The following is a 25,591-nucleotide window of genomic DNA, read 5'->3' as shown; positions in this document are numbered from 1 at the left end:
CCCGAATCCCGGGCGCCTTTTCTCTTGCCTGGAGTGGCCTTCATGCTGGACGTGCGCAACCACCGGGATGGCTTCGTCGTCTACGACCTGGCCAGCGACGAGCCGGTGATGCGCTTCGGCAGCCTGCGCGATGCCGATGCGTTCGTGGCCGAGGCGGTGATCGCCGACCTGCATGCGCAGCTGCAGCGCTGGTCGCTCGATCACGTGCCGGCGACCTGGTAGGTCCGCCACTTCGAAGCTTCCCGGGACAGGCCGCCGCGCGGTGTCTCGGGCCAGTCCCGTCCGGGGCGCGCGTCCGTATCCCTGTCGTGCCCGCTGCGCCCCGGACGTTCCATTCCTGCAGGCCCCGTCCGGGGCCTTTTTCTGTGCCGCGCGAGCGCCGCGTGCACATGCCCCTCTGCTAGCCTGTCGCCTCCTCTTTCCCAGGCTTTGGCATGCGCGCCGACGGCATCTCTTTTCATCATCCCTGGGCTTTCTGGGCGGGCTGCGCGCTTTTGGTGGCTGGGGTGCTGGCACACGTGCCGATGTTCCTGATGGGCGCGCCGATGCACTACCAGCTGGCCGGCATGCCGATGAGCCCGACGATGCTTGTCGGCATGGCGCTGATCCCGCTGGGGCTGGCGCTGGCCGCCTACGGACTGGCGCCGCGAATCGAGCAGGTGCGGCGTACGCTGCACGGGGCACGCAGCCACGCGTATTTCCATCTCGCCGACGGCGTGCCGCTGAATCGCGAGCACTGGACCCTGGTGCTGGTGCTGGTGGTGGCGCTGGCGGTGGACGTGATGAAGCCGGCCACCCTCGGCTTCGTGATGCCCGGCATGACGCGCGAGTACGCGATCAGCAAGGAGAGCGCCGCGTTCCTGGCGCTGGTGGCGCTTACCGGCACCACGGTGGGTTCGGTGGTGTGGGGGCGCATTGGCGACGTGTTCGGGCGGCGCGCGGCGATCCTGCTGTCGGCGCTGATGTTCATGGGTACGGCGATCTGCGGCGCGATGCCGTCATTCGGCTGGAACCTGGTGATGTGCTTCCTGATGGGCGCCTCGGCCGGCGGCCTGCTGCCGATCGCCTTCACCCTGATGGCCGAGGCGATTCCTGCGGCTCACCGCGGCTGGCTGCTGGTGGCGCTGGGCGGCATCGGCACCTCGGCCGGTTACCTGCTGGCCGCCGGAGCCGCGGCGGTGCTGGAGCCACTTTTCAGCTGGCGCGTGCTGTGGCTGCTGGGCCTGCCCACCGGCGCACTGATCGTGCTGCTCAACCGCTGGATTCCCGAATCGCCGCGCTTTCTCTCCAGCGCGGGCATGGAAGACGCGGCCCGCGCGGTGCTGCTGCGTTTTTCCGGCACCGGCGCCCGCGCGATCGAGGCCGACGACGCGACGCACCCCGGCGCACCGATCTTGGACGAGCAGCATCCGGTGGCCGGCTTGCGCCAGCTGCTGCGCGGTCGGCATGCGGCGATCAGCTGGGGGCTGGTGGTGTGCGGCACGGCCTGGGGACTGGTGAACTTCGGCTTCCTGCTGTGGCTGCCGGTGAATCTGGTGAAGCTGGGTGTGGACCCGGCCGGCGCCAGCGCGTTGCTGGCGCGTTCGGCGTTCATTGCGCTGCCCGGCATCGGCGTGGTGGTGTGGCTTTACCACCGCTGGAGCAGCGTGCGCTCGCTGGTGCTGTTCATCGCGCTGACGGCAGCCGCGCTGCTGGCTTTCGTGGCGATGGCGCTGCTCGACCTGCGCTCGGCGGTGCTCACCACGGCGGCCACCGCGGCGCTGCTGGTGAGCGTGAGCGGGGTGATCGCGATGCTGATTCCCTACGCCGCCGAGATCTATCCGGTGCACCTGCGCGGCACCGGCTCGGGGGTGATCGCGGCCAGCTCGAAGTTCGGCGGCATCCTCGGTGCTGGCCTCGGCGTGCTGGGCTGCTTCGAGCACCTGGCGCTGGCCGCGGCGCTGATCGCGCTGCCGATGGTAGCTGCCGCGGTGATGCTGGCGCGCACCGGCATCGAGACGCGCGGGCTGGGTCTGGAGGCCATCCAGACGGCGATGGGCACCGCTGGCGACGAGCCGCTGCGTCCTCGCTGATTGACGCAACCACCTTCATCTCGGAGTGCCATGAAAACGATCGGACTGCTCGGCGGCATGAGCTGGGAATCGACCATTCCCTACTACCGCCTGATCAACGAGGCGGTGAAGCAGCGCCTCGGTGGGTTGCATTCGGCGAAGCTGTTGCTGCACAGCGTGGACTTCGCCGAGATCGAGGCCTGCCAGCGGGCTGGCGACTGGGAGGCGGCCGGCGCGCAGCTGGCGCAGGCCGCGCGCGGACTGCAGGCAGCGGGCGCCGACCTGCTGCTGATCGGCGCCAACACCATGCACAAGGTGGCGCCGGCGATCGAGGCGGCGGTCGAGATCCCGCTGCTGCACGTGGCCGACGCCACCGCGCAGGTGATTCGCGCCGCCGGCATCGCCCGCGTGGGGCTGCTCGGTACGCGCTTCACGATGGAGCAGGCGTTCTACGTTGACCGCCTCGCCTCGCACGGGCTGGACGTGCTGGTGCCGCCGCCGGCGGACCGCGACGAGGTGCACCGGGTGATCTACGCCGAGCTGTGTCTTGGCCAGTTCGAAAATGCTTCGCGGGCGATGTTCCGCCGCGTGATGGCCGACCTCGTCGCGCGCGGTGCGGGCGGCATCATCCTTGGCTGCACCGAGATCGGCCTGCTGGTGGATGCCGGTGACGCGACGGTGCCGCAGTTCGACACCACCCGCCTGCACGCGCTGGCGGCGGTGGAGGCGGCGCTGGCCGACGGCTGAGCGCGTGTCGCCGTCGATCGTGCCGGGCTAAAGCTCGCCGGTGAGGAACTGCCCGCGACCGTGACCGAAGCTCCAGTCCTCATCGGTGTTGGTGACGATGGAGACCATCACGTCGCTGGCCTCGATGCCGCAGCTGGCCTTCAGCTCGCGGCACAGCTCGGCGTAGAAGGTTTCCTTCATGGCGCGCGTGCGCGGCCGGCTGGTGACGGTGACCACCACTACGTTGTGGGTGCGTGGAATGTCCAGCCCGGTGTCCTGCACGATGAAGTGCTCCGGCGGATGCTCATGCACGATCTGGTAACGGTCGCGCGCGGGCACCTTGAACGCGGTGAGCATGGCGCGGTGGGCGGCGTCGAGCAGGGTGGTGATCTCGGCCTTGCTGCGGCCTTCCATCACGTCGAAACGCATCAGGGGCATAAATCCTCCGGGAATGGTCAGCCACGCATGATGCCCACTGGCGCGTTCAGCCCACGTGGGCGCGGCCGATCTGACTCGTCGACGCAGGAAAGTGTGGCGCGGCCCCGTGGCCGGTGCGCGACGGCTGGTCCAGTGTGGTGTTGCGCGCTTGGCGACCCTTTCAGCGAGGCAGGCAGCGGTCAGGGCAAGGGGTGCTCGCGCCGGAAGGGTGGCGCCCTTTCAAGCGGACGCACCGCGGCCGATGGCCGCTGCCTGCCTCGCCCGAAGGGAGCCTTCCTCCCGCGCAAGGGCCGCGTTGCAGCCCTTGCCAAGGGAGCCCCCTTGGCGGCGGGCTGCGCCTTGCCCCGACGCGGGAGGAAGGCTCTGAAAGGGTCGTCAAGCGTGCAACACCACACTAGGCTTGGCGCTCTGCCGCCACACGGAGCCTGCGCGATGTCCCCACGTTTTCGGCCCCACCGATTTTCTCGCCGGATTGCCGCTGTGCTGCTGGCGCTGGGCGCCTGCGGCCCGGCCATCGCACAGGACGGTGCGCCGCATGTCGCGGTGAGCGGCGGCCCGCTGGTGGGCAAGACGGCCACTGTCGGCGGCGTAGCGCTGCAGGAGTTCCTGGGTATTCCCTATGCCGCTGCGCCGCTCGGGCCGCTGCGCTGGAAGCCGCCGCAGCCGGTTGCCGGCTGGAGCAAACCGCGTGAGGCCACCGCTTTCGGCCCGCGTTGCATGCAGCTGCCGCTGTTCGGCGACATGGTGTTTCGCTCGCGCGGGATGAGCGAGGACTGCCTCTATCTCAACGTCTGGACTCCGGCCGCGCCGGCTGATGCGAAGCGTCCGGTGCTGGTGTATTTCTACGGTGGTGGCTTCGTGGCGGGTGACGGTTCGGAGCCGCGCTACGACGGCGCCAGCATGGCATCGAAGGGGCTGGTGACCGTCACCGTGAACTACCGGCTGGGCGTGTTCGGATTCCTCGCCGCGCCGGCACTCACGGCCGAATCCCCGCAGCACGCCAGCGGCAACTACGGCCTGCTCGACCAGGCGGCCGCACTGCGCTGGGTGCGCGACAACATCGCGCGCTTCGGCGGCGATCCGGCGCGCATCACCATTGCCGGCGAGTCGGCCGGCTCGATCTCGGTGAGCGCGCTGATGACCTCGCCGCTGAGCAAGCAGCTGATCGCCGGGGCGATCGGCGAGAGCGGTGCGCTGATCACGCCGATCGCCCCGCAGCCGCTAAAGGCCGCCGAAGCCACCGGCAGCGCCTTCATGGCGCAGCTGCATGCCGATTCGCTCGATGCGCTGCGCGCGATGCCGGCGCAGGCGCTGGTGCAGGCCACCGATCCGCAGGCCAGGCCCGCTTTCGACTTCGCGCCCGACGTCGACGGCCTGTTCCTCACCGAAGCACCGGCTGAGACCTTCGCCCACGGCGAGCAGGCGAAGGTGCCGCTTCTGCTGGGGTCCAACTCGCAGGAGGGCTTCTATCCGGCGATCCTGCACGACCGCCCGGCCACGCCGGCCAACTACCGCGCCGCGCTCGATGCGCTGTTCGGTGACCGCGCCGCCGAGGTGCTGCGGCTGTATCCCGGCGCCACCGCCGACGAGGTGAAGCGTTCGGCCACCGCACTGGCCGGCGATCTGTTCATCGCGCACAGCACCTGGCGCTGGATGGAGCTGCACCGGGCGACCGGCGGCCAGAACGTGTACTTCTACTACTACGCGCATCCTCGCCCGGCCAAGCGCCATCCCGTGCCGGGCGAGCAGCCCGATGCCGGCGCGGTGCACAGCGGCGAGATCGAATACGCGCTGGGCAACCTCGACGGCAACGCGGTGTATGCGTGGACGCCGGTCGATCGCGCGGTGTCGCGCACCATGCAGGATTACTTCGCGCAGTTCGTGCGCAGCGGTGACCCCAACCAGGCTGGCCTGCCGGAGTGGCCGCCGGTGCGCGATTCGCACGGGGGGATCACGCGGCAGACCATCGATGCCGACACCCGCGCCGAGGTGGATCACGGCGCCGCGCGGCAGGCCTTCCTGCGCGACTTCCTCGCCAGCCATCGCAGCCCGCTCTGACCTCGCTGCGGGGCGCATCGCGCGTCCTGCATCACGTTGTGCTCAGGCATTGGCGTGGACAATCATCGCGACGTTCCCCTCGGATGAAGCCTGCCATGCCAGTGCCCTTGCCGGATAACGAGCCGCAGCGCGTCGCCCGCCTGCGCACGATGTCGGTGCTGGACACGGTGCCCGAGCCATTGTTCGACGGACTGGCCGAAGCGGCGGCGATCGCCATTGGTGCACCGATGGCGGCGGTGAACCTGATCGATGCGCACCGGCAGTGGACCAAGGCCGGCGTCGGCATCGCGGCCGGCACGAGCTACGCCCGCGACGAGGCGTTCTGTGCGCACGCCATCCTGGGCAAGGATCTGCTCGAAGTGCCTGACGCGCAGCGCGACGAGCGCTTCGCTGCCAACCCGGCGGTCGTCGCCGAGAACGGCATCCGCTTCTACGTGGGTGCGCCGATCATCCTCAGCGACGGCCTGTGCATGGGTGCGCTGTGTGCGGTGGATCGCAAGCCGAGGATGCTCTGCGACGCGCAGCGCGACGTGCTGCGCGCGCTGGCGGCAGCCGCCGCGCAGGCGCTCGAGATGCGCCTGGGCTCGCTGCAGCGCGAGGCGTTGATGGATCGCATCGGTCGCCTCGCCAGCGTGGGCGGCTGGATGCTCGACCTCACCACCAACGAGCTCACCTGGACCGACGAAACCTGCCGCCTGCACGAGCTGCCGCTCGCTTACCGGCCGAGCCTGGACGAGGCGCTGGGGTTCTATCCGCCGGAGGCGCGGGTGCGCTTGCGCGAGGTGATCGAGCGCGCGCGGCACGGCGATGGCGACTGGGATCTGGAATTGCCGCTGGTCACCGCCGGCGGCCGGCGCCTCTGGGTGCGTGCCATCGGCAACGCCGACTTCGGCGAGGACGGCCAGCCGTACCGGCTGGTCGGCGCGATCCAGGACATAAGCATCCGCCGCCACGTGATCACCGCGCTGGAAACCAGCGAGCGCCGCTTCCGCCAGCTGTTCCAGTACAGCCTCGGGCTGATCTGCACGCACGACCACGAGGGCGTGCTGCTGTCGGTGAACCCGGCGGCGGCGCGCGCGCTGGGCTACTCGGTGGGCGAGCTGCTGGGCCGTCCGCTGTCCGACTTCGTGCCGCCGGAGCGGCAGCAGGCGTTTCGCGATTACCTGCTGCGCATCATCACCGTCGGCACCGATGCCGGTGTGCTCGAGCTGATCGCCAAGGACGGCAGTCACCGCATGTGGCAATACCAGAACGTGCTCGACGACGAATCGGACGATCCGTACATCCTCGGTCATGCACAGGACATCACCGAGCGCTTCCGGATGGAGCGCCAGCTGCGCGATCTGTCGGCGCGCGATCCGCTCACCGGCTGTTTCAACCGGCGCTACCTCAACGAGCTGGAGGCCGAACCGGAACTGCGCTGGGGCTGCATCACGGTGGATCTGGACCATTTCAAGCAGGTCAACGACACCTATGGCCACCAGCGCGGCGACGAGGTGCTGGTGGAGATGGCGCGCTTCCTGCGGCGGCACCTGCGCGACCGCGATGCAGTGGTGCGGCTGGGCGGCGACGAGTTCCTGCTGCTGCTGCGCGATGCCGACGAGGCGACCACGGCCGAAGTGCTCGGGCGGCTTGACGCCGGTCGCGCCCAGGCGCCGATCGCCTTCACGCTGGGCTCGGCCACCTTCGGCGGCGGCATCACGCTGGACGAAGGGCTGGCCGAGGCTGATCGCCGTCTCTACGCCCGCCGCGCCGCCGATCGCGGCTGAGCGCCTGCGGAAAATCGTTCGCAGCGGCGAGCCCCGCCGGACGCCCGGCCACGCGCTCGCTTCGGCAGTCGAATGTTGCGCAGGCGCCGCGGCGCTTTCCCGGCGCGTGCGTTCGCGCCACCATGCGCGTCCCTGCTGCGCTTCCGGCCCGCTCCCATGCACGATTTCGACGACGACGATTTTGCCGACGAGGCCGACGATTCGGTCGAGTCGCAGGTGTGGCAGCTGCTGGCGCTGATTAACCCCGGCGACGAGGACACCGCGCTGCGCCAGTTCGCCGCCTGGCGCGACGTGCAGGCCGAGTCCGGTGACGGTGCCGACCCGGTGGAAACGGTGGGCGAGGTGATCGACTGGACCTCGGGCTTCCGTGCCGATGACGCGCCCACGCTGGTGCAGGCGCTCGACGAACTGGCCGCGCGCTGGAACCTGGCGATCGACTGGGACGGCGATCCCGACGACGAGGAGTTCTTCGACGAGCGCGAGCCGACCGACCTGCTCGCGACCGCCTGCGACCGCCTGCTCGAACACGGCTACACCACCTGGATCTACGAGAGCCCTGCGGCCGCCCATGCCGGCTGGATCACGCTGAGCCGCGATGCCGAGCCGATGCGCGAGATCGCCACCGCGTTGGGCATCAACCTGCGGCTGGCCAGCGAGGCGGGTTGAGTGCGATGACGCCGGCCGAGTCGACGAAGCCCGACGAACGCCTCGACGTGGTGGTGATCGGCGGCGGCCAGGCCGCGCTGGCCACCGCCTACTTCCTGCGCCGCACCGGCCTGCGCTTTGTGCTGCTGGATGCCGAGGACGGCCCCGGCGGCGCATGGCGGCACGGCTGGGATTCGCTGCGGCTGTTCTCGCCGGCGGTGTGGAGCTCGATCGCCGGCCGTCCGATGCCGCCGGTGCGCCACGCCGACGGCAGCGACTACCCGACGCGCGACGACGTGCTCACCTACCTGGCCGACTACGAACGGCACTACGCGCTGCCGGTGCAGCGGCCGGTGTGGGTGGATGGCGTGCACGCGGTCGCGAACGGTCTGCGGGTGACCGCCGGGGCGCGAGCGTGGCCGGCGCGTGCCGTGGTCAGCGCTACCGGCACCTGGCGCCATCCGTTCGTGCCGGCGTACGACGGCGCGCAGACCTATGCCGGCACGCAGCTGCACTCGGCGCACTACCGCTCGCCGCAGCCGTTCGCGGGACGGCGCGTGCTGGTGGTGGGCGGCGGCAATTCGGGCGCGCAGATCCATGCCGAGCTGTCGCAGGTGGCCGACTCCACCTGGGTCACGCCGGCGCCGCCGGCCTTCCTGGCCGACGAGGTGGACGGCCGCGTGCTGTTCGCGCGGGCCACCGAGCGCTGGAAGGCGCAGCAGGAGGGACGCGCCATCGAGCAGCCGGTCGGCGGCCTCGGCGACATCGTGATGGTGCCGCCGGTGAAGGCCGCCCGCGCGCGCGGCGTGCTGCACGCGGTGCGCCCGTTCGCGCGCTTCGTGGAAGACGGCGTGGTGTGGCCGGACGGCCGTCGCGAGCGCATCGATGCGGTGATCTGGTGCACCGGCTTCCGGCCGGCGCTCGATCACCTGCGCCGGCTCGGCGTGGTGGATGCCGACGACCGCGTGGCGGTGGCCGGCACCCGCAGCTTGGCGCAGCCGCGGCTGTGGCTGGTGGGCTACGGCGAATGGACCGGGGCCGCCTCGGCCACCCTGATCGGCGTCACCCGCACCGCGCGCAGCACGGTGGCGGAGATCGCCGCGGCGCTGGCGCCCTGAGTCAGGCCTCGCCGGCGTCGCCGGATGCCGATGCGTCGTCGTCGAAGCCGGTATAGCCCTCGGGGAACACCGGCGTGCCGTCGTCCTCCAGCGCGACGAGGTCGGCCAGCGCCTTTGCTGCCGCCGTCTCGGCCACCTCGCGCTCGCGGAAGCTGCGGTTTTCGCAGATCGCGAAGTACGACGGGAAACCGCCGGCCATCGGCGTCACCGCGAGCCACGCGGTATAGCGCGAGCCTTCGCGCGTCGCGCCGGAGCGGACGTGATGACGATCGATGGTGCGCTCGGCCATGGGCGGTCTCCGCAGTGGGGCGCGCAGTGTAGCGCGCGCCCCGCCGCTGCCGGCCACGGGACGCGTCGATGTGCCCGCGGCCACCCCGAGCGACAGGTGTCTGCCGTCACGCTGTCCGCAGGACTGACGGCCCGGGCGCGCGGTGGGGCCGGGCGGACGGCCTTGCGCCGATCGCGCCGGCGGCATCGGGTCGGCGAGGGCATCCCAAAGTCGCGATGCGCGGCGCTGCGCGCGCCGGTAGAGTCGCCGGGTCTTTCCCTGCCCAAGGATCTGCCGATGACCGTTCGCCCGACCTCCGTCCGCCGCGCCTTGTGCGCCGCCGTGCTGCTCGCCTTCGCCGGTGCCACCGCCGCCCAGGGCGCGCCCGCGGCCGCCGTGGCTCCCGCGCTCACCGCCGTGAAAGCCGCGCACTGGATCGATACCGAGTCCGGCCGCGAGCGCGGCCCGGTGGTGGTGCTGGTGCAGGGCGAGCGGATCACCGCGGTGAACGAGGGCACCGCCGTGCCAGCCGGCGCGAAGCTGGTCGACCTGGGCGACGCGACGCTGCTGCCCGGGCTGATCGACGTGCACGTGCACCTCACCTCCGACCCGACCACCGGCACCGGCAACTACTACCAGGACGCACTTACCCTGGACGTGATCGACGACGCGGTGATCGCGCCGACCCTGGCCAAGCGCACGCTCGATGCCGGCTTCACCACCGTGCGCAACGTCGGCGCGCCGGGCTACGTCGACGTGTCGCTGCGCAACGCGATCGACCGCGGACTGATCCCCGGTCCGCGCATGCTGGTGGCGACGGTGCCACTGGGCTCGACCGGCGGCCATGCCGACGACACCACCGGTTTCTCGCCGGACATCACCTTCGGCGGTCCCACCGGTGTGGCCGACGGCGTGGACGCCGTGCGCGCCCGCGTGCGCGAGGACGTCAAGCGCGGCGCCGACGTGATCAAGTTCATGGCCAGCGCCGGCGTGCTCAGCAACGAGGCCTCGGTGGGCGCGCCGCAGTACACCCAGGCGGAGATGGACGCGATCGTCGACGAGGCGCATCGCTGGGGCAAGAAGGTGGCGGCGCACGCGCACGGCGCCGAGGCGATCAAGATGGCGATCCGCGCGGGCGTCGATTCGGTCGAGCACTGCAGCTTCATCGACGCCGAGGGCCTGAAGCTGGCCAAGCAGCGCGGCACCTATCTGGACTTCGACATTTACAACGACGACTACATCCTTGCCGAGTACGCCAAGCTCGGCACGCCGCCGGCGCAGATCGCCAAGGAAAAGCTGGTCGGCCGCGTGCAGCGGGAGAACTTCCGCAAGGCGGTGCAGGCCGGCGAAAAGATGGCCTTCGCCACCGATGCCGGGGTGTATCCCCATGGCTGGAACGGCAAGCAGTTCGCCAAGATGGTGCAGTGGGGCATGACGCCGATGCAGGCGATCCAGTCCGCCACCTGGAACGCCGCCGACCTGCTCGGCTGGCGCGACCGCGTGGGCGCGATCAAGCCGGGCCTGTACGCCGACCTCGTCGCGGTGAAGGGCGACCCGCTGAAGGACGTCAGCGCGCTCGAGCACGTCGATTTCGTGATGAAGGGCGGCAGCGTGGACAAGACGGACGCCACCGCCCGCTGAGCCGGGATGCGCATGGCCGGTGCCTCCCCGGCCATGCGCAGTGCCGCGTCGCAGGAAGCTGCGAACGTGTGCAGCGCTTGACTGCAGTCAAGGCTGCAGCGGCCGATGGCGAGGATGCTCCGCGCAACGTCGCCGCAATGCGCGGCACGATGCCGGAGAAAACACCATGGATGTCTCGTCGTTGTTCCGATGGACGCCCGGCCGTCGCGCCGGGTTGGGGGCGGCGCTGCTGGCGCTGATGACGCTGGGCCTGGCGCTGCTCGCGCGACGCGTGGAAGCAGTGCCCTCGTTCGCACGCCAGACGCAGTTGCCGTGTTCGGCCTGCCACGTCGGCGGTTTCGGCCCGCAGCTCACCGCCTTCGGTCGTCAGTTCAAGTTGATGGGCTACACCATGAAAACCGGCAGCGGCGCGAACGTGCCGCTGTCGGCGATGCTGGTGGAGTCGTTCACGCACACCGCCAAGGCCCAGGTCGATCCGCCCGCCGACGGCTTCAGCCGCAACAACAACACCGAGCTGCAGCAGGCCTCGGTGTTCCTCGCCGGCCGGCTGAGCGAGCACGTGGGCGTGTTCGCGCAGGCCACCTACTCGGAGAACGGCGGCCTGCTCGGCTGGGACAACATGGACGTGCGCTATGCCAACAGCTTCAACGCCGGCAAGCACAACGCGATCTGGGGCGTATCGGTCAACAACAACCCGACCGTCACCGACGTGTTCAACACCGCGCCGGCCTGGCAGTTCCCGTACATGGGCGCCGACCTCGCCCCCGGCGCACCGGCGATGCCGATGCTGTTCGGCGGCCTCGGCGGCCAGGTGATCGGCGCCAACGCCTACCTGCAGCTCGATGGCCGCTGGTACGGCGAAGTGGGTGCCTACCGTTCGCTGTCGCCGTCGTTCCTGCGCAAGGTGAACGCCGACTTCGACGGCCGCCTCGCGTCCACCGCACCGTATGCCCGGCTCGCCTACACCTGGAACCTGCCGGCCGGCGACCTCACCGCGGGCGGCTTCTACCTGCACGCGCGGCGCGGGCTGCCTGGCGAAAACGCGCGGGGCCAGGCGGTGGCGCTGCCCGGACCCAGCGACCGCTTCGACGACCTCGGCCTGGATGCCAGCTACCAGCGCGCCATCGGCAGCGACCATCGGGTGACGATCAACGCCCTGTACGTCAACGAGCGGCAGAAGCTGGACGCCACCTGGGCCTCGGGCGCGTCGACCTACCGCACCGGCCGGCTGACCGCTCTCAACCTGGATGCCAGCTACTGGTACCAGGATACCTGGGGCGGCACGGTGGACCTGTTTGCCGACAACGGCCGTCGCGATCCGCTGCTGTACGGTGACGCCGGCAAGCCGGACACCCGCGGTGCCACGTTCGAGGCGGACTGGAATCCCTTCGGCCACGCCGGCTCGTGGGAACAGCCGTGGGCCAACGTGCGCGTGGGCCTGCAATACACCTGGTTCACTCGCTTCGCCGGTCGCGTGCACAACGTGGACGGCGCCGGCCGCAGCGCCAGCGACAACAACACGACGTTCCTCTACCTGTGGCTCGCGATCTGAGTCCACCTGGCGCCGCTGCCCGTTCGCGCGGGCAGCGGCGTTGCGCTCAGCCGAGCGCGCTCCAGTCCACCGGCGGCAGCGTCTCGAAGCCCGGCCGCGCAAACAGAAAGCCCTGGAACAGGCCGATGCCCATGCCACGCAGCAGGGCGAATTCCGCCGCGGTCTCCACGCCTTCGGCGATCACTTCGATGTTGAGCGCGCGGCACACGCCCAGGATGCCCTGCACGATCGCCTGGCGCACCGGGTCGCTGTCCACCGCGCGTACCAGCGCCATGTCCAGCTTGATGATGTCCGGCTGGAACTCGGCCAGCAGGTTCAGTCCTGAATAGCCCGCACCGAAGTCGTCGATGGCGGTCTTGAAACCCTGCCGCTTGTACTCGCGGATGATGCTTTTCAGGTGCTCCTTGTCCACCAGCTCCTCGTTCTCGGTGATCTCGAAGATCAGCTGGCGGGTGGGGAAGTTGAAGCGCCGCGCCGCCTCCAGCGTGGCGCGGATGCAGGTGGCCGCCTGGTACACCGCATTGGGCAGGAAGTTGATGCTCACGTAGCACCCGATGCCCAGCCGCGCCGCCAGCTCCACCGCCTTCACCCGGCAGGACTGGTCGAACACGTAGCGGTTCTCCTCGTTGATCTGGCGCAGGATGGTTTCCGCGCCCGCGCCGTCGGTGCCGCGTACCAGCGCCTCGTAGGCGAACACGCGGCGCTCGCGCACGTCCACGATCGGCTGGAACGCCATGGTGAACTCGAACGGCAGCGCCTCGCGATCGGTGCAGGCGTTGCAGGGCGGCGGAGCGGGGGATTCGGAAGTCATCGGGTCGACAGGCGCGTGGAAAGAGAGGGCGAATGGCCCCGGCAGCATACGGACGCCGGGCGGGCGCCACAAAGGGTATCGGCCGATGCCGCCGCCGCCCAAGCAGCCCGGCCGAGCAAAGTCCGACAGGCTGCTAGCATCGGCAGCCTCCGCCACGGCCCACGGAGGGCGCATGAAATTCCTGGTGATGATCTACAGCGACGACCAACTGCTCGACGAGCTGCCTGCAGGCCAGTTCGACCACATGATGCGCGGCTGCCTCACCCACGCCGACGAGCTGAAGGCCGAGGGCTGCCTGATCGCCTCGCAGCAGCTGGAGCATCCGGTCACCGCCCGCTCGGTGCGCGTGCGCGACGGCAAGACCACGGTGTTCGACGGTCCGTTCGCCGAAACCAAGGAATACCTGGCCGGCTTCAACCTGATCGAGGCGGCCGACATGGACGAGGCGGTGCGCGTGGCGCAGAGCTTTCCGTGGTCGCGCACCGGCTGCATCGAGGTGCGCCCGATCCGCGACATGGACGCGGTGCGCCAGCGCGTCGGCGGGTGAACGAGGGTGTGTGAACAAAAAAGGGCCGCATCGAGGCGATCGACGCGGCCAAGGGTTTGAACCGACCACTGCCATGGACGGAGCCGGTGTCGGAGGGGATCCGAAGCGGCCCGCGCACTATGGCGAGGTGGCGTCTCAGATCCCGGGACGGGCGGTCACGGCGCGTCCGCGGCGGGCGCGTTCCAGCGCAGCACCGCCAGCACCGGGAAATGGTCCGACGGATACACCGCGCCCTCGTGCACGGTGATCGTGTCGGCGCGCAGCGCGGTGAAGCCGCGGGTGAGAATCCAGTCGATGCGCTCGGTCGGCGTGCCGGTGAAGTTGTGGAAGGTGTTGTCCGGCCCGGCCTGCTCTGGTGCGCTGGTGCGCGCGTCGGTGAGCAGGCCGGTGAGCAGCGCGTGCGCTTCGCTGGTCGGCACGGTGTTGAAGTCGCCGGTGAGCACGATCGGCACGTCGGCGGGCAGTGCCTGCAGACGCGCCAGGATTTCCCGGGCCCCCTTGCTGCGCGCCGGCTCGTCCTCGTCCCGGTAGGGCAGGTGGGTGTTGAAGAAGTAGAAGCGGCGACCGTCCACCTTCCGCTCGAACAGCGCCCACGTGACCATGCGCGGGAACGGATGGCCCCAGCTGATGCTGCCGGGTACATCCGGCGTATCGGACAGCCAGAAGTTGCCCGACGTGATCACCTTCAGCCGGTCGGTGCGATAGAACACGCCCATGTGCTCGTCGCCCTCGCCGCCGCGGCGGCCTTCGCCGAACCAGGCGTAGTGCGGCAGCTTCGCCACCACGTAGTCGCCCTGCCGCTTGTGCAGCTCCTGCGTGCCGAACACGTCGGGATCGGCGTCGCGCACGGTGCGCACGAACAGGTCGCGACGGTTCTCCCACACGTTCACGCCATCGGCCGAGGGCGTGCGCACGTTGAAGGTCATCACGCGCAGGTCCGGTGGCGGCGCGGCGCGAGTTGCCGGCGCGGCGCAGCCGGCGAAGGCTGCGGGCAGCAGCGCGCAAAGCATCCAGCGCAGGGTTCGGTGCATGGCGAAGGCTCCGGGCAGGTCAGATGGGCAGGTCAGGTGGACAGGGTGGCGGCATCGGCCAGCATGATGCCATCGCGTTGCATGGCCGCCCGCGTGGGCGCATCGCCGGCCGGCGTCACCGGTCGGCACAGCTCCCACAGCACGTGGGTGCGAAAGCCAAGCCGCGCGGCGTCCTGCGCGCTCCACAGCACGCACACGTCGCGCGCCAGACCGCACAGGTAGACCTCGTCCACGTCGCGCTCGCGCAGCCAGCCGGCCAGCCCGGTGGGTGGCCGCGTGCCGGCCGGGCCGTGGTTTTCCCGGAACGCGCTGTACGAATCCACGCGCGGGTCGCTGCCCTTGCGGATCACCGCGTCCACGCTCGACCAGTCCACGCCCGCGTGCAGCGCGGCGCCCGGCGTGTGCTGCACGCAGTGCTCCGGCCACAGCGTCTGCGGCTGCTCGTACAGCGTGATGCTCTCGAACGGCGCGCGACCCGCGTGCGAGTTGGCGAAGGAGACGTGCCCGGCCGGGTGCCAGTCCTGCGTGGCGACCACGTGGCCGAAGCGGCGCGCGCGCAGCAGCGCGTCGATGCCGGGCACGATCGCGTCGCCCTCGTGGCAGGCGAGCGCGCCGCCGGGCATGAAATCCGGCTGCAGGTCGATCACGATCAGGGCGGCGCGGGATAGGTCGATGGCGGACATGCGGGGCGGATCGGGGAAGGGCGTTCGATCATGCCTCCTCACCACGCGGCGCGTCGAGGCAAGTGCGTCGCGCGCGGGCGCTCTGCGACAATGCGGCGATGTCCGCGCGCCGCCTGTTCCCGCTGCTGCTGTTGCTCCCGCTCGCGCTGGCCGGCTGTGCGCACGCGCCGGCGCGCAATCCGCTGGCGATCTGGATGCCATCGCCGAACGTGAGCGCGCGTCGGGCGCAGCTGATCGTGCTGCATGCCACCGAGTCGCCCTCGCTGGCCAGCGCGCTGGACGCGCTGCGCGACCGCCACGCCGCCGCGCCGGTGAGCGCGCACTACCTGATCGCGGAGGACGGCACGCGCTACCAGCTGGCGCCCGACGCCGTGCGCGCCTGGCACGCCGGGGCCGGCCAGTGGGGCGACATCGAGGACGTCAATTCGGCCTCCCTCGGCATCGAGCTGGACCACCGCGGCGACGCGCCGTATCCGCCGGCGCAGATCGCCAGCCTGGTCGTGCTGCTGCGCGACCTCACCACGCGCCTGGGCATCGACCCGCGGCAGGTGATCGGACACGCCGACCTCGCGCCCGCGCGCAAGTCCGATCCCGGGCCGACGTTTCCGTGGAGCGAGCTGGCCGCGGCCGGTTTCGGACGCTGGCCGTGCGAGCCATTGCCGCCGCTGCCGCCGGCCGGCTTCGACCCGTGGCTGGCGCTGCGCCTGATCGGCTACCCGCTGGACGATCGCGCGGCCACCGCGCGCGCCTTCCACGAGCATTACCGCGGCGACCGCGCCGACACGCTGGACGCCCGCGACGCGGCGATCCTCTACGACCTGCAGCTGCAGCTGCTCGGCCCGGCCGATGCCGCGCCCCCTGACGACAAGGCCCATCCATGATCACGATGATCGGCTTCGACGCCGACGACACCCTCTGGCACAGCGAGGGCTACTACCAGGCCGCCAGCGCTGCATTCGTCGACATCGTGGGGCGCTACGTCGACCTCGCCGACCGCCGCGTGCACGAGGACATGCTCACCACCGAGCGGCGCAACCTGGCGCTGTTCGGCTACGGCGCCAAGGGCATGACGCTGTCGATGGTGGAGACCGCCATCGCGGTCACCGACGCGCGCATCTCGGCGGCGGACATCCATCGCCTGGTCGAGCTCGGCAAAGGCGTGCTGCAGCATCCGGTGGAGCTGCTGTCCGGCATCCGCGCCGCGGTGGAGGCGGTGGCGCGCGATTTTCCGCTGGTGCTGATCACCAAGGGCGACCTGTTCCACCAGGAGAAGAAGGTGGAGCAGTCCGGTCTGTCGGACCTGTTTCGCCGCATCGAGATCGTCTCGGAGAAGGATGAACGCACCTACCGGCGGCTGCTGGAGGAGTTCGCCATCGCGCCGGCGCAGTTCCTGATGGTGGGCAACTCGCTGCGCTCGGATATCGAGCCGGTGGTGCGCCTGGGCGGATGGGGCGTGCACATGCCCTACCACGTTACCTGGGGCCACGAGCTCGATCACGGGCTGGACCCGGGCCACGCGCACGTCGCCACGGTGGAGTCGCCGGCCGGCATCGCGGCGGCGATCGCCGCACTCGCGGCCACCGCCCGCGATAGCTGAACGCGTTCAGCAGCGTGAGCGCGCAGGGCTCACGCGGTCACATCGATGAAGGCGATGCAGGCGTGCATTTCACGCCCGGGGCCCGGCGCCATCGGCAGCATGGTCACCAGCGAATCCCCCGTTCGCCGGGCGCCGTGTGGACGCCCCCACCCACTGCCGAGGAACTCCCCATGAGCAAGACCGACCACGACGTGAAGGTGCTCAACGACCTCATCGAAACCACCATCGATAGCGCCAACGGTTACCAGGAAGCGGCCAAGGACGCCGACAACACGCGCTTCGCCGACACCTTCGCCAGCCGCGCGCAGGAACGCTCGCAGGTGACCGGCCAGCTGCAGCGCCAGGTGCGCATGCTCGGCGCCGAGCCGGAGGACGACGGCTCGGTGCTGGCGCGGGCGCACCGCGTGTTCGTCAACCTGCGCAAGTCGCTCAGTTCGGGCGATACCGCGGTGGTCGACGAGGTGGAGCGCGGCGAGGACCACATCAAGGCGAAGTTCGAGCACGCGCTCAAGGACGACGAGCTCTCGCCGCCGACCCGCTCGGTGATCATGCAAGCCTATGTGTCGGTGAAGACCGGCCACGACCAGATGCGCGATCTAAAGCAGTCGGTGCACCGCCAGCACTGAGAGCGTGCGACGCAGCGGCCCCGCCCCGGCGGGGCCGCTGCCGTTTGGGCTACAGTGCGCGCGCTTTCCCACCGGCGATGTCGTCATGTCTGCTGCTGCCCGCGATGGCGTCCCGCGCATCGTGCTCGACACCAACGTCTGCCTGGACCTGTTCCTGTTCCGCGATGCGGCCTGCGCGCCGCTCGCCGCGGCGCTGGCGGCCGGGCAGGTGCAGGCGGTGGCCGACGCGGCCTGCCGCAGCGAGTGGCTGCGGGTGCTCGAATATCCCAGCGTGCCGATCCGCCCCGAGCAGCGCGCGGGGCTGCGCGAGCGCTTCGACGCCGCCGTGCGGGTGCTGGCCGACCTGCCGCCGTCCGCCAGCGTCACGCCGCTGCCCGCCTGCCGCGATCCGGATGACCAGAAATTCATGGAACTGGCGCTGGCCAGCGGCGCACCGTGGCTGATCAGCAAGGATCGCGACCTGCTCAAGCTGGCCCGGCGCACGCGCAAGGCGGGGCTGTTCCTGATCCTGAAGCCGGAACAATGGTCGCCGACGCTGATCGGCCGCACGCTGGTACCGGGCGGGGCGTAGGCGTCCAGCGGTCCGTTTGCGGCCGGCATGCGGGGATCCGGGCGTGGGGCTGGTGGACGACTGTGCTTCAATCGCAAGTCCCCATTTCGCGAGTCGCCACCATGCTGGATACCGTGCTGATCGACTGCCCCTACTGCGGCGAGCCGATCGAGATCTATGTCGAGCCGGCCGAGGAGTCGCATCGCTACATCGAGGACTGCTCGGTGTGCTGCCGACCAATCACCGTGTCGGTGCAGGTGGACATCGACGGCGAGATGAGCGTGAGCGCCAGTTCGCAGGACGACGCATGAGCGCGCCGTCGATCGCGTTCCTCGCGATGGTCCGCCGCGGAGTGCGCCATGCCGTATGACCAGTCGTGGATGGGCTACGGCTTCGTCGGCGGCCTGCAGGCCGGGGCGATCAGCGCCGTGGCCGGTGCGCTGCTGTTTGCGCTGTTCCACGCGATCGGCCGCCGCGGCGGCTGGAGCGAGGCGAAGAAGATCGGCTGGTCGTACCTGCTGGCGCTGGCGCTGAGCGGCGGCGGCGACATCGGCAACCTGTTCTATTTCAACTTCGGCAAGCTGCAGTCGCTGGCGCTGCTGCGCGCCAAGCTGGCCGAGGTGCACGATCCGGACAACCTGGGCACGCGCGCGTTCTGTGAAATGGTGGGCGTGGGCGTGGGCATCTTCGCGGCGTGGGTCGTGATTGACTGGCTGGCGCGACGCCGCGCGCGGGGCAGCGCGGCGCGCTAGAGAAATTTCGCTAGAGAATCGGATCGAACAGCCGCGCCACGTGCATGGCCACGCGGCGCAGGTAGGGCGCGTCGTCGTACTCGCGCGCCTCGATGGCGCGGCAGCGGGCGAAGTCCTCGCGCAGCATCGCTTCCATGTCGGCGGCAAACGCCTCGTCCACCGCCAGCGCGGTGATCTCGAAGTTGAGCCGGAATGAGCGGCTGTCCAGGTTCATGCTGCCGATCGCGGCCGTGTGGTCATCCACCAGCACGGCCTTCTGGTGCAGGAAGCCGGGCTGGTAGCGGTACATGCCGATGCCGCGCTGCAGGGCCTCGTGCGCGTGCAACGTGGAGGCGAGGAACACGCCGTGGTGGTCGGCGCGCGAGGGGATCATCACGCGCACGTCCACCCCGCGCAGCACCGCCAGCTGCAGGGCCGACAGCACCGCGCTGTCGGGCACGAAATACGGTGTGCTCAGCCACACCCGCTGCCGCGCCGCGTGAATCAGCGCGGTGAAGCACAGCGAGCCGGTTTCCTGGTCGTCGGCCGGTCCGGTGGTGAGCACCAGCACGCTGGCCGTGCCCTGGTCGGCGATGGCGCCGGCGGCCGGCAGCGTGGTGCCGGTGCTCCAGTGCCAGTCCTCGGCGAAGGCGCGGCGCAGGTCGGCCACGGCCGGTCCGCGCAGTTCCAGCTGGGTGTCGCGCCAGGGCGACAGCGGTAGCCGCCCGCCGAGGTATTCGTCGCCCACGTTGAGGCCACCGACGAAGCCGCAGGCGTCGTCCACCACCACCAGCTTGCGGTGGTTGCGGAAGTTGAGCTGGAAACGGTTGCGCCAGCGCCGCCCGGCAAACGCCTGCACCTGCACGCCGCCGCGGCGCAGCGTGTCGACGTAGGCCGGCGGCAGATCGTGGCTGCCGATGTTGTCGTACAGCAGGTGCACGCGCACGCCGGCGGCGGCGCGTTCCAGCAGTGCCTGCTGCAGGAGCAGTCCCAGCACGTCGTCGTGGATGATGAAAAACTGCACCAGCACGTCGCGCTGCGCGCGGGCGATGGCGGCGAACATCGCGTCGAAGGCAGCCTGGCCGTCGACCAGCAGGCGCAGCGCGTGGCCGCGGCGGAACGGGCGGCCGGCCAATGCGGCCAGCGCATCGAGCCGTACGCAGGCCGGGTGGGCGTCCGGGTTGGCGAGGATGCCGGCGCTGCGCCGACGTGGCGGCGAGGCGTAACCGTGCACGTGGCTCGATCCCAGATACAGGTACGGCACCAGGGTGACGTAGGGCAGCAGCACCAGGCCCAGCGCCCATGCCATGGCGCCCTGCGGCGTGCGCGCGTGCACCACCGCGTGCATGGCGGTGGTGATGCCCAGCAGGTGCAGGGCGACGGCGGTGAGCGCGAGGATGTCGGTCAGCATCGCGGGTGACGGCGCGGTGCATGACGGCGCATGCGCGGGTGGGGCCAGGTCGCTTGCATCGAAGCCTCCACGGTGGCGAGGTCGGCGCGCGGCGGTGACCGTCGCGCGATGAGGCCGTGCGTCGAGTGTGGCCAATCCGCCCGGCGTGCGGCAAGGGCGGACCATGGTCGGCATTCTGGGCGGCGGTGCGTTTCGCTACGCTCGCGGTTGTCCTGGGACTCCATCAGATGGCGTCCCCCCTTGCCTGCCTTCCCCTTTCCCCAGGAGTTGCCATGAAAGCCGTTGCCTACCGCCAGTCGCTGCCCATCGACGATCCGCACAGCCTGCTCGACGTGACCCCGCCCGAGCCGCCGGCGCCGACCGGACGCGACCTGCTGGTGCGCGTGCAGGCGGTGTCGGTCAATCCGGTGGATACCAAGATCCGCCGCAACGTGGATCCCGCCGGCGCCGACAAGGTGCTGGGCTGGGACGCGGCCGGCACGGTGCTGGCGGCCGGCCCCGAGGCGACGCTGTTCAAGCCGGGCGATGCGGTGTTCTACGCCGGCGCGATCGATCGCGCCGGCAGCAACGCCGAGCTGCAGCTGGTAGACGAGCGCATCGTCGGACGCAAGCCGGCCACGCTGGATTTCGCGCAGGCGGCCGCGCTGCCGCTGACCGCGATCACCGCGTGGGAGCTGCTGTTCGACCGGCTCGGCGTGGCGCGCGGCGATCAGAACAGGACGCTGCTGATTGTAGGCGCGGCCGGCGGCGTGGGCTCGATGGCCTTGCAGATCGCGCGCAAGCTCACCGGGCTCACCGTGATCGGCACCGCCTCGCGTCCCGAGACACAGGCCTGGGTGCGCCAGCTTGGCGCGCATCACGTCGTCGATCATCGCGCCGGCCTGCTGGAACCGGTGCGTGCGGTGGCGCCGGACGGCGTGGATTACGTGATGAGCCTGACCCACACCGAGCAGCACTACGAGGCGCTGGTGGAGCTGCTGAACCCGCAGGGAAAGCTCGGCCTGATCGACGATCCGGCCACGCCGATCGACATCCGCGCGATGAAGCGCAAGAGCATCTCGCTGCACTGGGAGTTCATGTACACGCGCTCGTTGTTCCACACGCACGACATGCTGGTCCAGCACCGGATCCTCGACGAGGTGGCCGACCTGGTCGACGCCGGCGCCCTGCGCGGCACCATGCGTGAGCACTACGGCCCAATCAACGCCGCCAACCTGCGCCGCGCCCATGCGCAGCTGGAGAGCGGCAGCACCATCGGCAAGATCGTGCTGGAAGGGTTCTGAGTCGGCCGCGCGGCGGCGAGCGCTGCAACCCTTTGCGGGGATCGCGCATCTGAGCTGGTGTGGCGCCGTTCGGGCGCCGTTGCTGAAGGAGTGCGCCGATGGTCACGTTCGCCGTTCTTGCCCTGGTGGTGGGCATGCTGTGGCTGGCCGCCAGTCTGGTGGGTTTCATCTTCAAGCTGACCTTCGCCGTGGTCGGCAGCGTGGTCGGCCTGCTCGCCGGCATGGCCGGCCTGATGTTGGGCGGCCTGGTGCTGCTGCTCGTGGCGCCGGTGCTGGCGCTGGCCCTGCTGCCGCTGGCGATGCCGGCGCTGATCGTGATGGCGCTGGTGTGGCTGGTGGTGCGGGCGGCGCGCGGATCGCATGCGGCGCCGACAGTCACCGCCCGCTGAAGCCATGTCGCCCCGGCCGACCTTGGGTCGGCCGGGGCGACGATTCAACCGCCGCGCAGCTGGAACGTCACCGGCACGCGCGCCCAGGCCCGCACCGCACGCCCGTCCACCATCGCCGGCTGGAACGACCAGCCCGAGAGCACCTGCGTGCGTGCGCTGCGATCGAGCAGCGGGTAGCCGCTGCTCTGCTCCACCTGCACGTCGACCGGCTTGCCGCTCTCATCCACCAGCACGCGCAGCAGCACGGTGCCGTGCATGCGCTGGCGCATCGCAATGGCCGGGTAGTCCAGCGGCGCCCGCCGATAGGCGAGGCTGGCCTCGACCGGTGCCGCGCCCACCGCCGCCGACGGTGGAGCGAGCGTGGGCGTGCTCACCGGCGGCGCGGCGATGTTGCCATCCTCCACCGCCGCCACGACAGGTGGCGCCACCGGCGCCGGCTTCACCCGGGTCACCGTCGTGGGTGTCGGGGTGGGCAGCGGCTTGACGTCCAGCATGGGCGGCGCGGGCGGCGGTGGCGGCTCCTTCTCGATGATGCGAACGGTGGGAACGGGTGCCGGCTTGGGCAGCACGTCCGCCATGCGCGGCGGCAGCGGCCGCAGGGCGGCGACGAGGATGACGAGGTTGAGGGCCATCGCCGCGCTCAGGGCGGCGACGCGCACCTGGTCGGGATGGGGACGACGAGCACCAGCCAGGCTTGCGGACGACATGGGCGACCTCCTGACAATCGATGTGGGTTGTGTGGCGCCGCCGCGCTGCGGGGAAGCAGTGGGGATCGCGGGAGCGCAGCTGCAGCCTATGCCGGAAGTCATGGGTCGGGCAAGCGGACGTCTGGACGGCTAAAAGTTTCGCTTGAAACCTTCGAGCCGACGCAGTGCGGGCATCGCCTGTGCGCTGCGTCGTCGGCATGGATCGCTCCTGAGCACGGCGATCCAACGGTTCATTCCGCTCGCACGCGGCATGCGACATACCGCCTGCGCCACGTTGCGCCCGATCCATCCGCTGGGCGCAGAATGGGCCGATCCGGCCGCGAGCCGGCCACTCGATGCGGGGAAAGATCATGGGTATTCGCACATTCGCGGTGGCGTGCGCGCTGCTGCTCGGCACGGCGGTCGCACCAACTGCGCAGGCGCGCGAGCTGTCCTGCAAGATGACCTTCCAGCTCTCGGGCTGGTCGGTGTTCTACAAGACCGCCACCGGCAGCGGCACGGTGACCTGCAGCAACGGGCAAAGCATGCACGTGCGCCTGCGCGCCAAGGGCGGCGGGCTGACCTTCGGCAAGACCACCATCGATCACGGCATCGGCAAGTTCACCGGGGTCAACAGCATCGCGGACATCAAGGGCCATTACGCCAACGCCGAGGCGCACGCGGGTGCGGAGAAGTCCGCCGATGCGCAGGTGGTGACCAAGGGCAACGTGTCGCTGGCGCTCAGCGGCAAGGGGCGCGGCTGGAATCTGGGCATCGCCTTCGGCGCCTTCATCATCGAGTGATGCGTGCCCCGGCAGCGGACCGTGCGCCGCCGCCGCTTTTCCAGGCGCGGCGGTATGCAGGGCGGGATCGCCGCGCTATGGTGCAGTGCATGAAAGGCCGTCATTGCGGCCCGGCGGAGAACCCACGTGGCTACCCTGAGGATGACGCCCGCGCCGCGCTACACGTTCGGCGACGAGCTGGCCAGCAGCATCGTGCACGGCATCGGCATCGTGCTCAGCATCGGTGGCCTGGCGGCGCTGGTGGCGCTGTCGGCCCGTCACGGCGAGGCGCGCGACGTGATCGCCAGCGCGGTATACGGCGCCACGCTGGTGCTGCTGTACACCGCCTCCACGCTCTACCACGCAGTGCCGGTGGCCCGGGCCAAGCCGGTGCTGCGCACGCTCGACCACATCGCGATCTACCTGCTGATCGCCGGCACCTACACCCCGTTCACCCTGATCGCGCTGCCGGGGCGCTGGGGCTGGAGCCTGTTCGCCGCGGTGTGGACGCTGGCCGCACTGGGCAGCGCGCTGGAGTTCGGTGCGCTCAAGCGCTATCGCAAGCTGTCGGTGCTGCTGTACATCGGCATGGGCTGGATCGGCATGGTCGCGTTCAAGCCGCTGATGGCGCACCTGCAGACCGGCGGCATGGTGCTGCTGATCGCCGGCGGGCTGGCCTACACGCTGGGCGTGCCGTTCTACCTGTGGCGACGGCTGCCTTATCACCATTCGGTATGGCACTGCTTCGTGCTGGCCGGCAGCGTGCTGCATTACCTCGCGGTGCTGCTGTACGTGATTCCCGGCGCCGGCTGAGCGTTCAACCCAGCAGCATCCCCAGCGCGAACAACCCGAGCATGGCGAACGACACCGCCAGCTTGAACAGCGTGCCGAACAACAGCCCCAGCCAGGTACCGACGCCCACGTGCGTCGAGCGCAGCACGCTGTTGCCGGCCAGCAGTTCGCCGGCGAGCGCACCCACGAACGGCCCCAGCAGCAGGCCGGGGACGCCGAGGAAGAGGCCGGCGAAAGTGCCCAGCGTGGCGCCCCACAGCGCTTGCCGGCTCGCGCCGACGCGCTTGGCCCCCAGGGCGCCGGCCACGAAGTCGATGACCACCCCGGCCGCGCCCAGCAACCCGATCCCGACCAGCCACCACGTCCCGAGGTGCCGGTAACCGTCCACCGCCGCGGCCAGCCAGATGCCGCCGAACAGCATCGGGATGCCCGGCAGCGCCGGCAGCAGCGCGCCAGCCAGCCCGCCGAGCATCAGCACGGCGGCGAGGATATAGAGGAAGAGGTCGAGCATGGGCAGCGTTTCGGATCGACGGGATGATTACCGTACACGCCGTCGCCCGCGCCGTCAGGGACGGTGCGCGGCCTACTTCTCGACGAAGGCGCGCTCGATCACGTAGTCGCCCGGCTCGCGCGTGCGCGGCGAGGCGTGGAAGCCGCGGCCGTCGAGCAGGGCGCACAGGTCGTCCAGCATGGCCGGGCTGCCGCACAGCATCACGCGGTCGGTCTCGGGGTTGAGCGGCGGCAGGCCCAGCGTCTCGCTCATCTGGCCATCGACGATGGCGTCGGTGATGCGGCCCTGGTTGCGGAACGTGTCGCGGGTGACGCTGGGGTAATAGATGAGCTTCTCGCGCACCAGTTCGCCCAGGTATTCGTGCTGCGGCAGTTCGTGCTGCAGGTAGTCGGCGTAGGCCAGGTCGCTGACGTGGCGCACGCCGTGCGCAAGCACGATCTTGTCGAAGCGCTCGTAGGTCTCCGGATCGCGGATGATGCTCAGGAACGGCGCCAGCCCGGTGCCGGTGCCGAGCAGGTACAGGTGCTTCCCGGGCTTGAGGTCGTTGAGCACGAGCGTGCCGGTGGGCTTGCGGCTGACGATCACCGGGTCGCCGGGCTTGAGGTGCTGCAGGCGCGAGGTGAGCGGACCGTTCGGCACCTTGATCGAGAAGAACTCCAGGTGCTCCTCCCAGTTGGCGCTGGCGATGGAGTAGGCGCGCATCAGCGGACGGCCGTCCACCTCCAGCCCGATCATCACGAAGTGCCCGCTTTCGAAGCGGAAGCCGGGATCGCGCGTGGTGCGAAAGCTGAAGAGCGTGTCGTTCCAGTGATGCACGTCGATCACGTGCTCGGTCGCCAGTGCCACCATGGTTGATACCGTTCGAATGGGAGGAGCCGGCGGGGAGGCCGGACGC

General features: G+C 70.3%; 29 protein-coding genes. 20 read left to right on the top strand and 9 right to left on the bottom strand.

Translation table 11 applies throughout. The features are described from left to right. Nucleotides 1–42 precede the first annotated feature (42 nt). The 3 genes from ISP17_RS09730 (at nucleotide 43) to ISP17_RS09720 (ending at nucleotide 2,798) form a co-directional block, all read left to right on the top strand. A complete protein-coding gene (locus tag ISP17_RS09730; protein WP_404632532.1) occupies nucleotides 43–222 on the top strand; it encodes a hypothetical protein in 180 nt (59 codons plus the stop codon). A 284-nt stretch (nucleotides 223–506) separates the two neighbouring features. Next, a complete protein-coding gene (locus ISP17_RS09725) occupies nucleotides 507–2,072 on the top strand; it encodes an MFS transporter (protein ID WP_404632530.1) in 1,566 nt (521 codons plus the stop codon). Nucleotides 2,073–2,102: 30 nt separating this feature from the next. Further along, the gene (locus ISP17_RS09720) at nucleotides 2,103–2,798 is read left to right on the top strand and encodes an aspartate/glutamate racemase family protein (RefSeq protein WP_404632528.1); all 696 of its coding nucleotides are present in this window, start codon (nucleotides 2,103–2,105) and stop codon (nucleotides 2,796–2,798) included. Between the two features lie 27 nt (nucleotides 2,799–2,825). Here the strand turns inward: ISP17_RS09720 and ISP17_RS09715 are convergent, their stop codons facing one another. Beyond that, a complete protein-coding gene (locus tag ISP17_RS09715) occupies nucleotides 2,826–3,215 on the bottom strand; it encodes a tautomerase family protein (RefSeq protein WP_404632526.1) in 390 nt (129 codons plus the stop codon). A gap of 432 nt (nucleotides 3,216–3,647) precedes the next feature. Between ISP17_RS09715 and ISP17_RS09710 the strand changes: the two genes are divergently transcribed. The 4 genes from ISP17_RS09710 (at nucleotide 3,648) to ISP17_RS09695 (ending at nucleotide 8,805) form a co-directional block, all read left to right on the top strand. Further along, entirely contained in the window at nucleotides 3,648–5,273 is a 1,626-nt protein-coding gene (locus tag ISP17_RS09710) for a carboxylesterase/lipase family protein (RefSeq protein ID WP_404632524.1), read from the top strand. A gap of 95 nt (nucleotides 5,274–5,368) precedes the next feature. Beyond that, the gene (locus ISP17_RS09705; RefSeq protein ID WP_404632522.1) at nucleotides 5,369–7,042 is read left to right on the top strand and encodes a diguanylate cyclase; all 1,674 of its coding nucleotides are present in this window, start codon (nucleotides 5,369–5,371) and stop codon (nucleotides 7,040–7,042) included. A 156-nt stretch (nucleotides 7,043–7,198) separates the two neighbouring features. Further along, nucleotides 7,199–7,708 carry a DUF6630 family protein gene (locus ISP17_RS09700; RefSeq protein ID WP_404632520.1) on the top strand — a complete coding sequence of 170 codons (510 nt, stop codon included), beginning with the start codon at nucleotides 7,199–7,201 and terminating at the stop codon, nucleotides 7,706–7,708. Between the two features lie 5 nt (nucleotides 7,709–7,713). Further along, entirely contained in the window at nucleotides 7,714–8,805 is a 1,092-nt protein-coding gene (locus ISP17_RS09695; protein WP_404632518.1) for an ArsO family NAD(P)H-dependent flavin-containing monooxygenase, read from the top strand. Nucleotide 8,806: 1 nt separating this feature from the next. Here ISP17_RS09695 and ISP17_RS09690 read toward each other — a convergent pair whose 3' ends face one another. Next, nucleotides 8,807–9,094 (bottom strand): hypothetical protein, encoded by a 288-nt coding sequence (locus ISP17_RS09690; protein WP_404632516.1) that lies wholly within the window; start codon nucleotides 9,092–9,094, stop codon nucleotides 8,807–8,809. Nucleotides 9,095–9,370: 276 nt separating this feature from the next. Here ISP17_RS09690 and ISP17_RS09685 point away from each other — a divergent pair, with 276 nt between their 5' ends. Continuing rightward, complete coding sequence (locus ISP17_RS09685) at nucleotides 9,371–10,714, top strand: Xaa-Pro dipeptidase (protein WP_404632514.1); 1,344 nt, start codon at nucleotides 9,371–9,373, stop codon at nucleotides 10,712–10,714. Nucleotides 10,715–10,880: 166 nt separating this feature from the next. Further along, nucleotides 10,881–12,266 (top strand): cytochrome C, encoded by a 1,386-nt coding sequence (locus ISP17_RS09680; protein ID WP_404632512.1) that lies wholly within the window; start codon nucleotides 10,881–10,883, stop codon nucleotides 12,264–12,266. Nucleotides 12,267–12,312: 46 nt separating this feature from the next. Here the strand turns inward: ISP17_RS09680 and ISP17_RS09675 are convergent, their stop codons facing one another. Next, a complete protein-coding gene (locus ISP17_RS09675; RefSeq protein ID WP_404632510.1) occupies nucleotides 12,313–13,077 on the bottom strand; it encodes an EAL domain-containing protein in 765 nt (254 codons plus the stop codon). 172 nt (nucleotides 13,078–13,249) lie between these two features. On the opposite strand from ISP17_RS09675, the gene ISP17_RS09670 reads away from it, so the two are divergent. Further along, nucleotides 13,250–13,624, top strand: coding sequence for a YciI family protein (locus tag ISP17_RS09670; protein WP_404632508.1), 375 nt, complete (start codon nucleotides 13,250–13,252; stop codon nucleotides 13,622–13,624). Nucleotides 13,625–13,779: 155 nt separating this feature from the next. Here ISP17_RS09670 and ISP17_RS09665 read toward each other — a convergent pair whose 3' ends face one another. Further along, nucleotides 13,780–14,655, bottom strand: coding sequence for an endonuclease/exonuclease/phosphatase family protein (locus ISP17_RS09665; protein WP_404632506.1), 876 nt, complete (start codon nucleotides 14,653–14,655; stop codon nucleotides 13,780–13,782). A 32-nt stretch (nucleotides 14,656–14,687) separates the two neighbouring features. Beyond that, nucleotides 14,688–15,338 (bottom strand): bifunctional nicotinamidase/pyrazinamidase, encoded by a 651-nt coding sequence (pncA, locus tag ISP17_RS09660; protein ID WP_404632504.1) that lies wholly within the window; start codon nucleotides 15,336–15,338, stop codon nucleotides 14,688–14,690. A 98-nt stretch (nucleotides 15,339–15,436) separates the two neighbouring features. Between pncA and ISP17_RS09655 the strand changes: the two genes are divergently transcribed. From ISP17_RS09655 to ISP17_RS09630, 6 genes are all read left to right on the top strand, one after another. Further along, nucleotides 15,437–16,219, top strand: coding sequence for an N-acetylmuramoyl-L-alanine amidase (locus ISP17_RS09655; RefSeq protein WP_404632502.1), 783 nt, complete (start codon nucleotides 15,437–15,439; stop codon nucleotides 16,217–16,219). After that, a complete protein-coding gene (locus ISP17_RS09650) occupies nucleotides 16,216–16,935 on the top strand; it encodes an HAD family hydrolase (protein ID WP_404632500.1) in 720 nt (239 codons plus the stop codon). Before ISP17_RS09655 ends, ISP17_RS09650 begins: the two co-directional genes overlap by 4 nt. A gap of 170 nt (nucleotides 16,936–17,105) precedes the next feature. Then, the gene (locus ISP17_RS09645; protein ID WP_404632498.1) at nucleotides 17,106–17,561 is read left to right on the top strand and encodes a PA2169 family four-helix-bundle protein; all 456 of its coding nucleotides are present in this window, start codon (nucleotides 17,106–17,108) and stop codon (nucleotides 17,559–17,561) included. Between the two features lie 85 nt (nucleotides 17,562–17,646). After that, nucleotides 17,647–18,132 (top strand): putative toxin-antitoxin system toxin component, PIN family, encoded by a 486-nt coding sequence (locus ISP17_RS09640; RefSeq protein ID WP_404632496.1) that lies wholly within the window; start codon nucleotides 17,647–17,649, stop codon nucleotides 18,130–18,132. Between the two features lie 101 nt (nucleotides 18,133–18,233). Then, nucleotides 18,234–18,422, top strand: coding sequence for a CPXCG motif-containing cysteine-rich protein (locus ISP17_RS09635; protein ID WP_404632494.1), 189 nt, complete (start codon nucleotides 18,234–18,236; stop codon nucleotides 18,420–18,422). A gap of 48 nt (nucleotides 18,423–18,470) precedes the next feature. Next, nucleotides 18,471–18,863, top strand: coding sequence for a hypothetical protein (locus ISP17_RS09630; RefSeq protein WP_404632492.1), 393 nt, complete (start codon nucleotides 18,471–18,473; stop codon nucleotides 18,861–18,863). 10 nt (nucleotides 18,864–18,873) lie between these two features. Here ISP17_RS09630 and cls read toward each other — a convergent pair whose 3' ends face one another. Then, complete coding sequence (gene cls / locus ISP17_RS09625) at nucleotides 18,874–20,253, bottom strand: cardiolipin synthase (protein WP_404632490.1); 1,380 nt, start codon at nucleotides 20,251–20,253, stop codon at nucleotides 18,874–18,876. 272 nt (nucleotides 20,254–20,525) lie between these two features. Here cls and ISP17_RS09620 point away from each other — a divergent pair, with 272 nt between their 5' ends. Together ISP17_RS09620 and ISP17_RS09615 are read left to right on the top strand one after the other, a co-directional pair. Further along, entirely contained in the window at nucleotides 20,526–21,536 is a 1,011-nt protein-coding gene (locus tag ISP17_RS09620; RefSeq protein ID WP_404632488.1) for a zinc-binding alcohol dehydrogenase family protein, read from the top strand. Nucleotides 21,537–21,634: 98 nt separating this feature from the next. Beyond that, nucleotides 21,635–21,925 carry a hypothetical protein gene (locus ISP17_RS09615; RefSeq protein ID WP_404632486.1) on the top strand — a complete coding sequence of 97 codons (291 nt, stop codon included), beginning with the start codon at nucleotides 21,635–21,637 and terminating at the stop codon, nucleotides 21,923–21,925. Nucleotides 21,926–21,969: 44 nt separating this feature from the next. Here ISP17_RS09615 and ISP17_RS09610 read toward each other — a convergent pair whose 3' ends face one another. Continuing rightward, the gene (locus tag ISP17_RS09610) at nucleotides 21,970–22,632 is read right to left on the bottom strand and encodes an energy transducer TonB (protein ID WP_404632484.1); all 663 of its coding nucleotides are present in this window, start codon (nucleotides 22,630–22,632) and stop codon (nucleotides 21,970–21,972) included. 350 nt (nucleotides 22,633–22,982) lie between these two features. On the opposite strand from ISP17_RS09610, the gene ISP17_RS09605 reads away from it, so the two are divergent. Both ISP17_RS09605 and trhA read left to right on the top strand, forming a co-directional pair. Next, nucleotides 22,983–23,414, top strand: coding sequence for a hypothetical protein (locus ISP17_RS09605; protein ID WP_404632482.1), 432 nt, complete (start codon nucleotides 22,983–22,985; stop codon nucleotides 23,412–23,414). Nucleotides 23,415–23,555: 141 nt separating this feature from the next. Next, nucleotides 23,556–24,206, top strand: a complete 651-nt coding sequence (gene trhA, locus ISP17_RS09600) for a PAQR family membrane homeostasis protein TrhA (RefSeq protein WP_404632689.1) — start codon at nucleotides 23,556–23,558, stop codon at nucleotides 24,204–24,206. A 4-nt stretch (nucleotides 24,207–24,210) separates the two neighbouring features. On the opposite strand, the gene ISP17_RS09595 is transcribed toward trhA, so the two are convergent. Both ISP17_RS09595 and ISP17_RS09590 read right to left on the bottom strand, forming a co-directional pair. Further along, nucleotides 24,211–24,696 (bottom strand): DUF456 domain-containing protein, encoded by a 486-nt coding sequence (locus tag ISP17_RS09595; protein WP_404632480.1) that lies wholly within the window; start codon nucleotides 24,694–24,696, stop codon nucleotides 24,211–24,213. A 72-nt stretch (nucleotides 24,697–24,768) separates the two neighbouring features. Beyond that, on the bottom strand, nucleotides 24,769–25,545 hold the full coding sequence (locus ISP17_RS09590; protein ID WP_404632478.1) for a ferredoxin--NADP reductase: 777 nt from the start codon (nucleotides 25,543–25,545) through the stop codon (nucleotides 24,769–24,771). Between the last annotated feature and the right edge of the window lie 46 nt (nucleotides 25,546–25,591).

Origin of the sequence: Dyella ginsengisoli, assembly GCF_044904665.1 — a bacterium.
GTDB classification, from domain to species: Bacteria; Pseudomonadota; Gammaproteobacteria; order Xanthomonadales; family Rhodanobacteraceae; genus Dyella_A; species Dyella_A ginsengisoli.
This window is presented reverse-complemented; position numbering and strand designations above follow the sequence as displayed.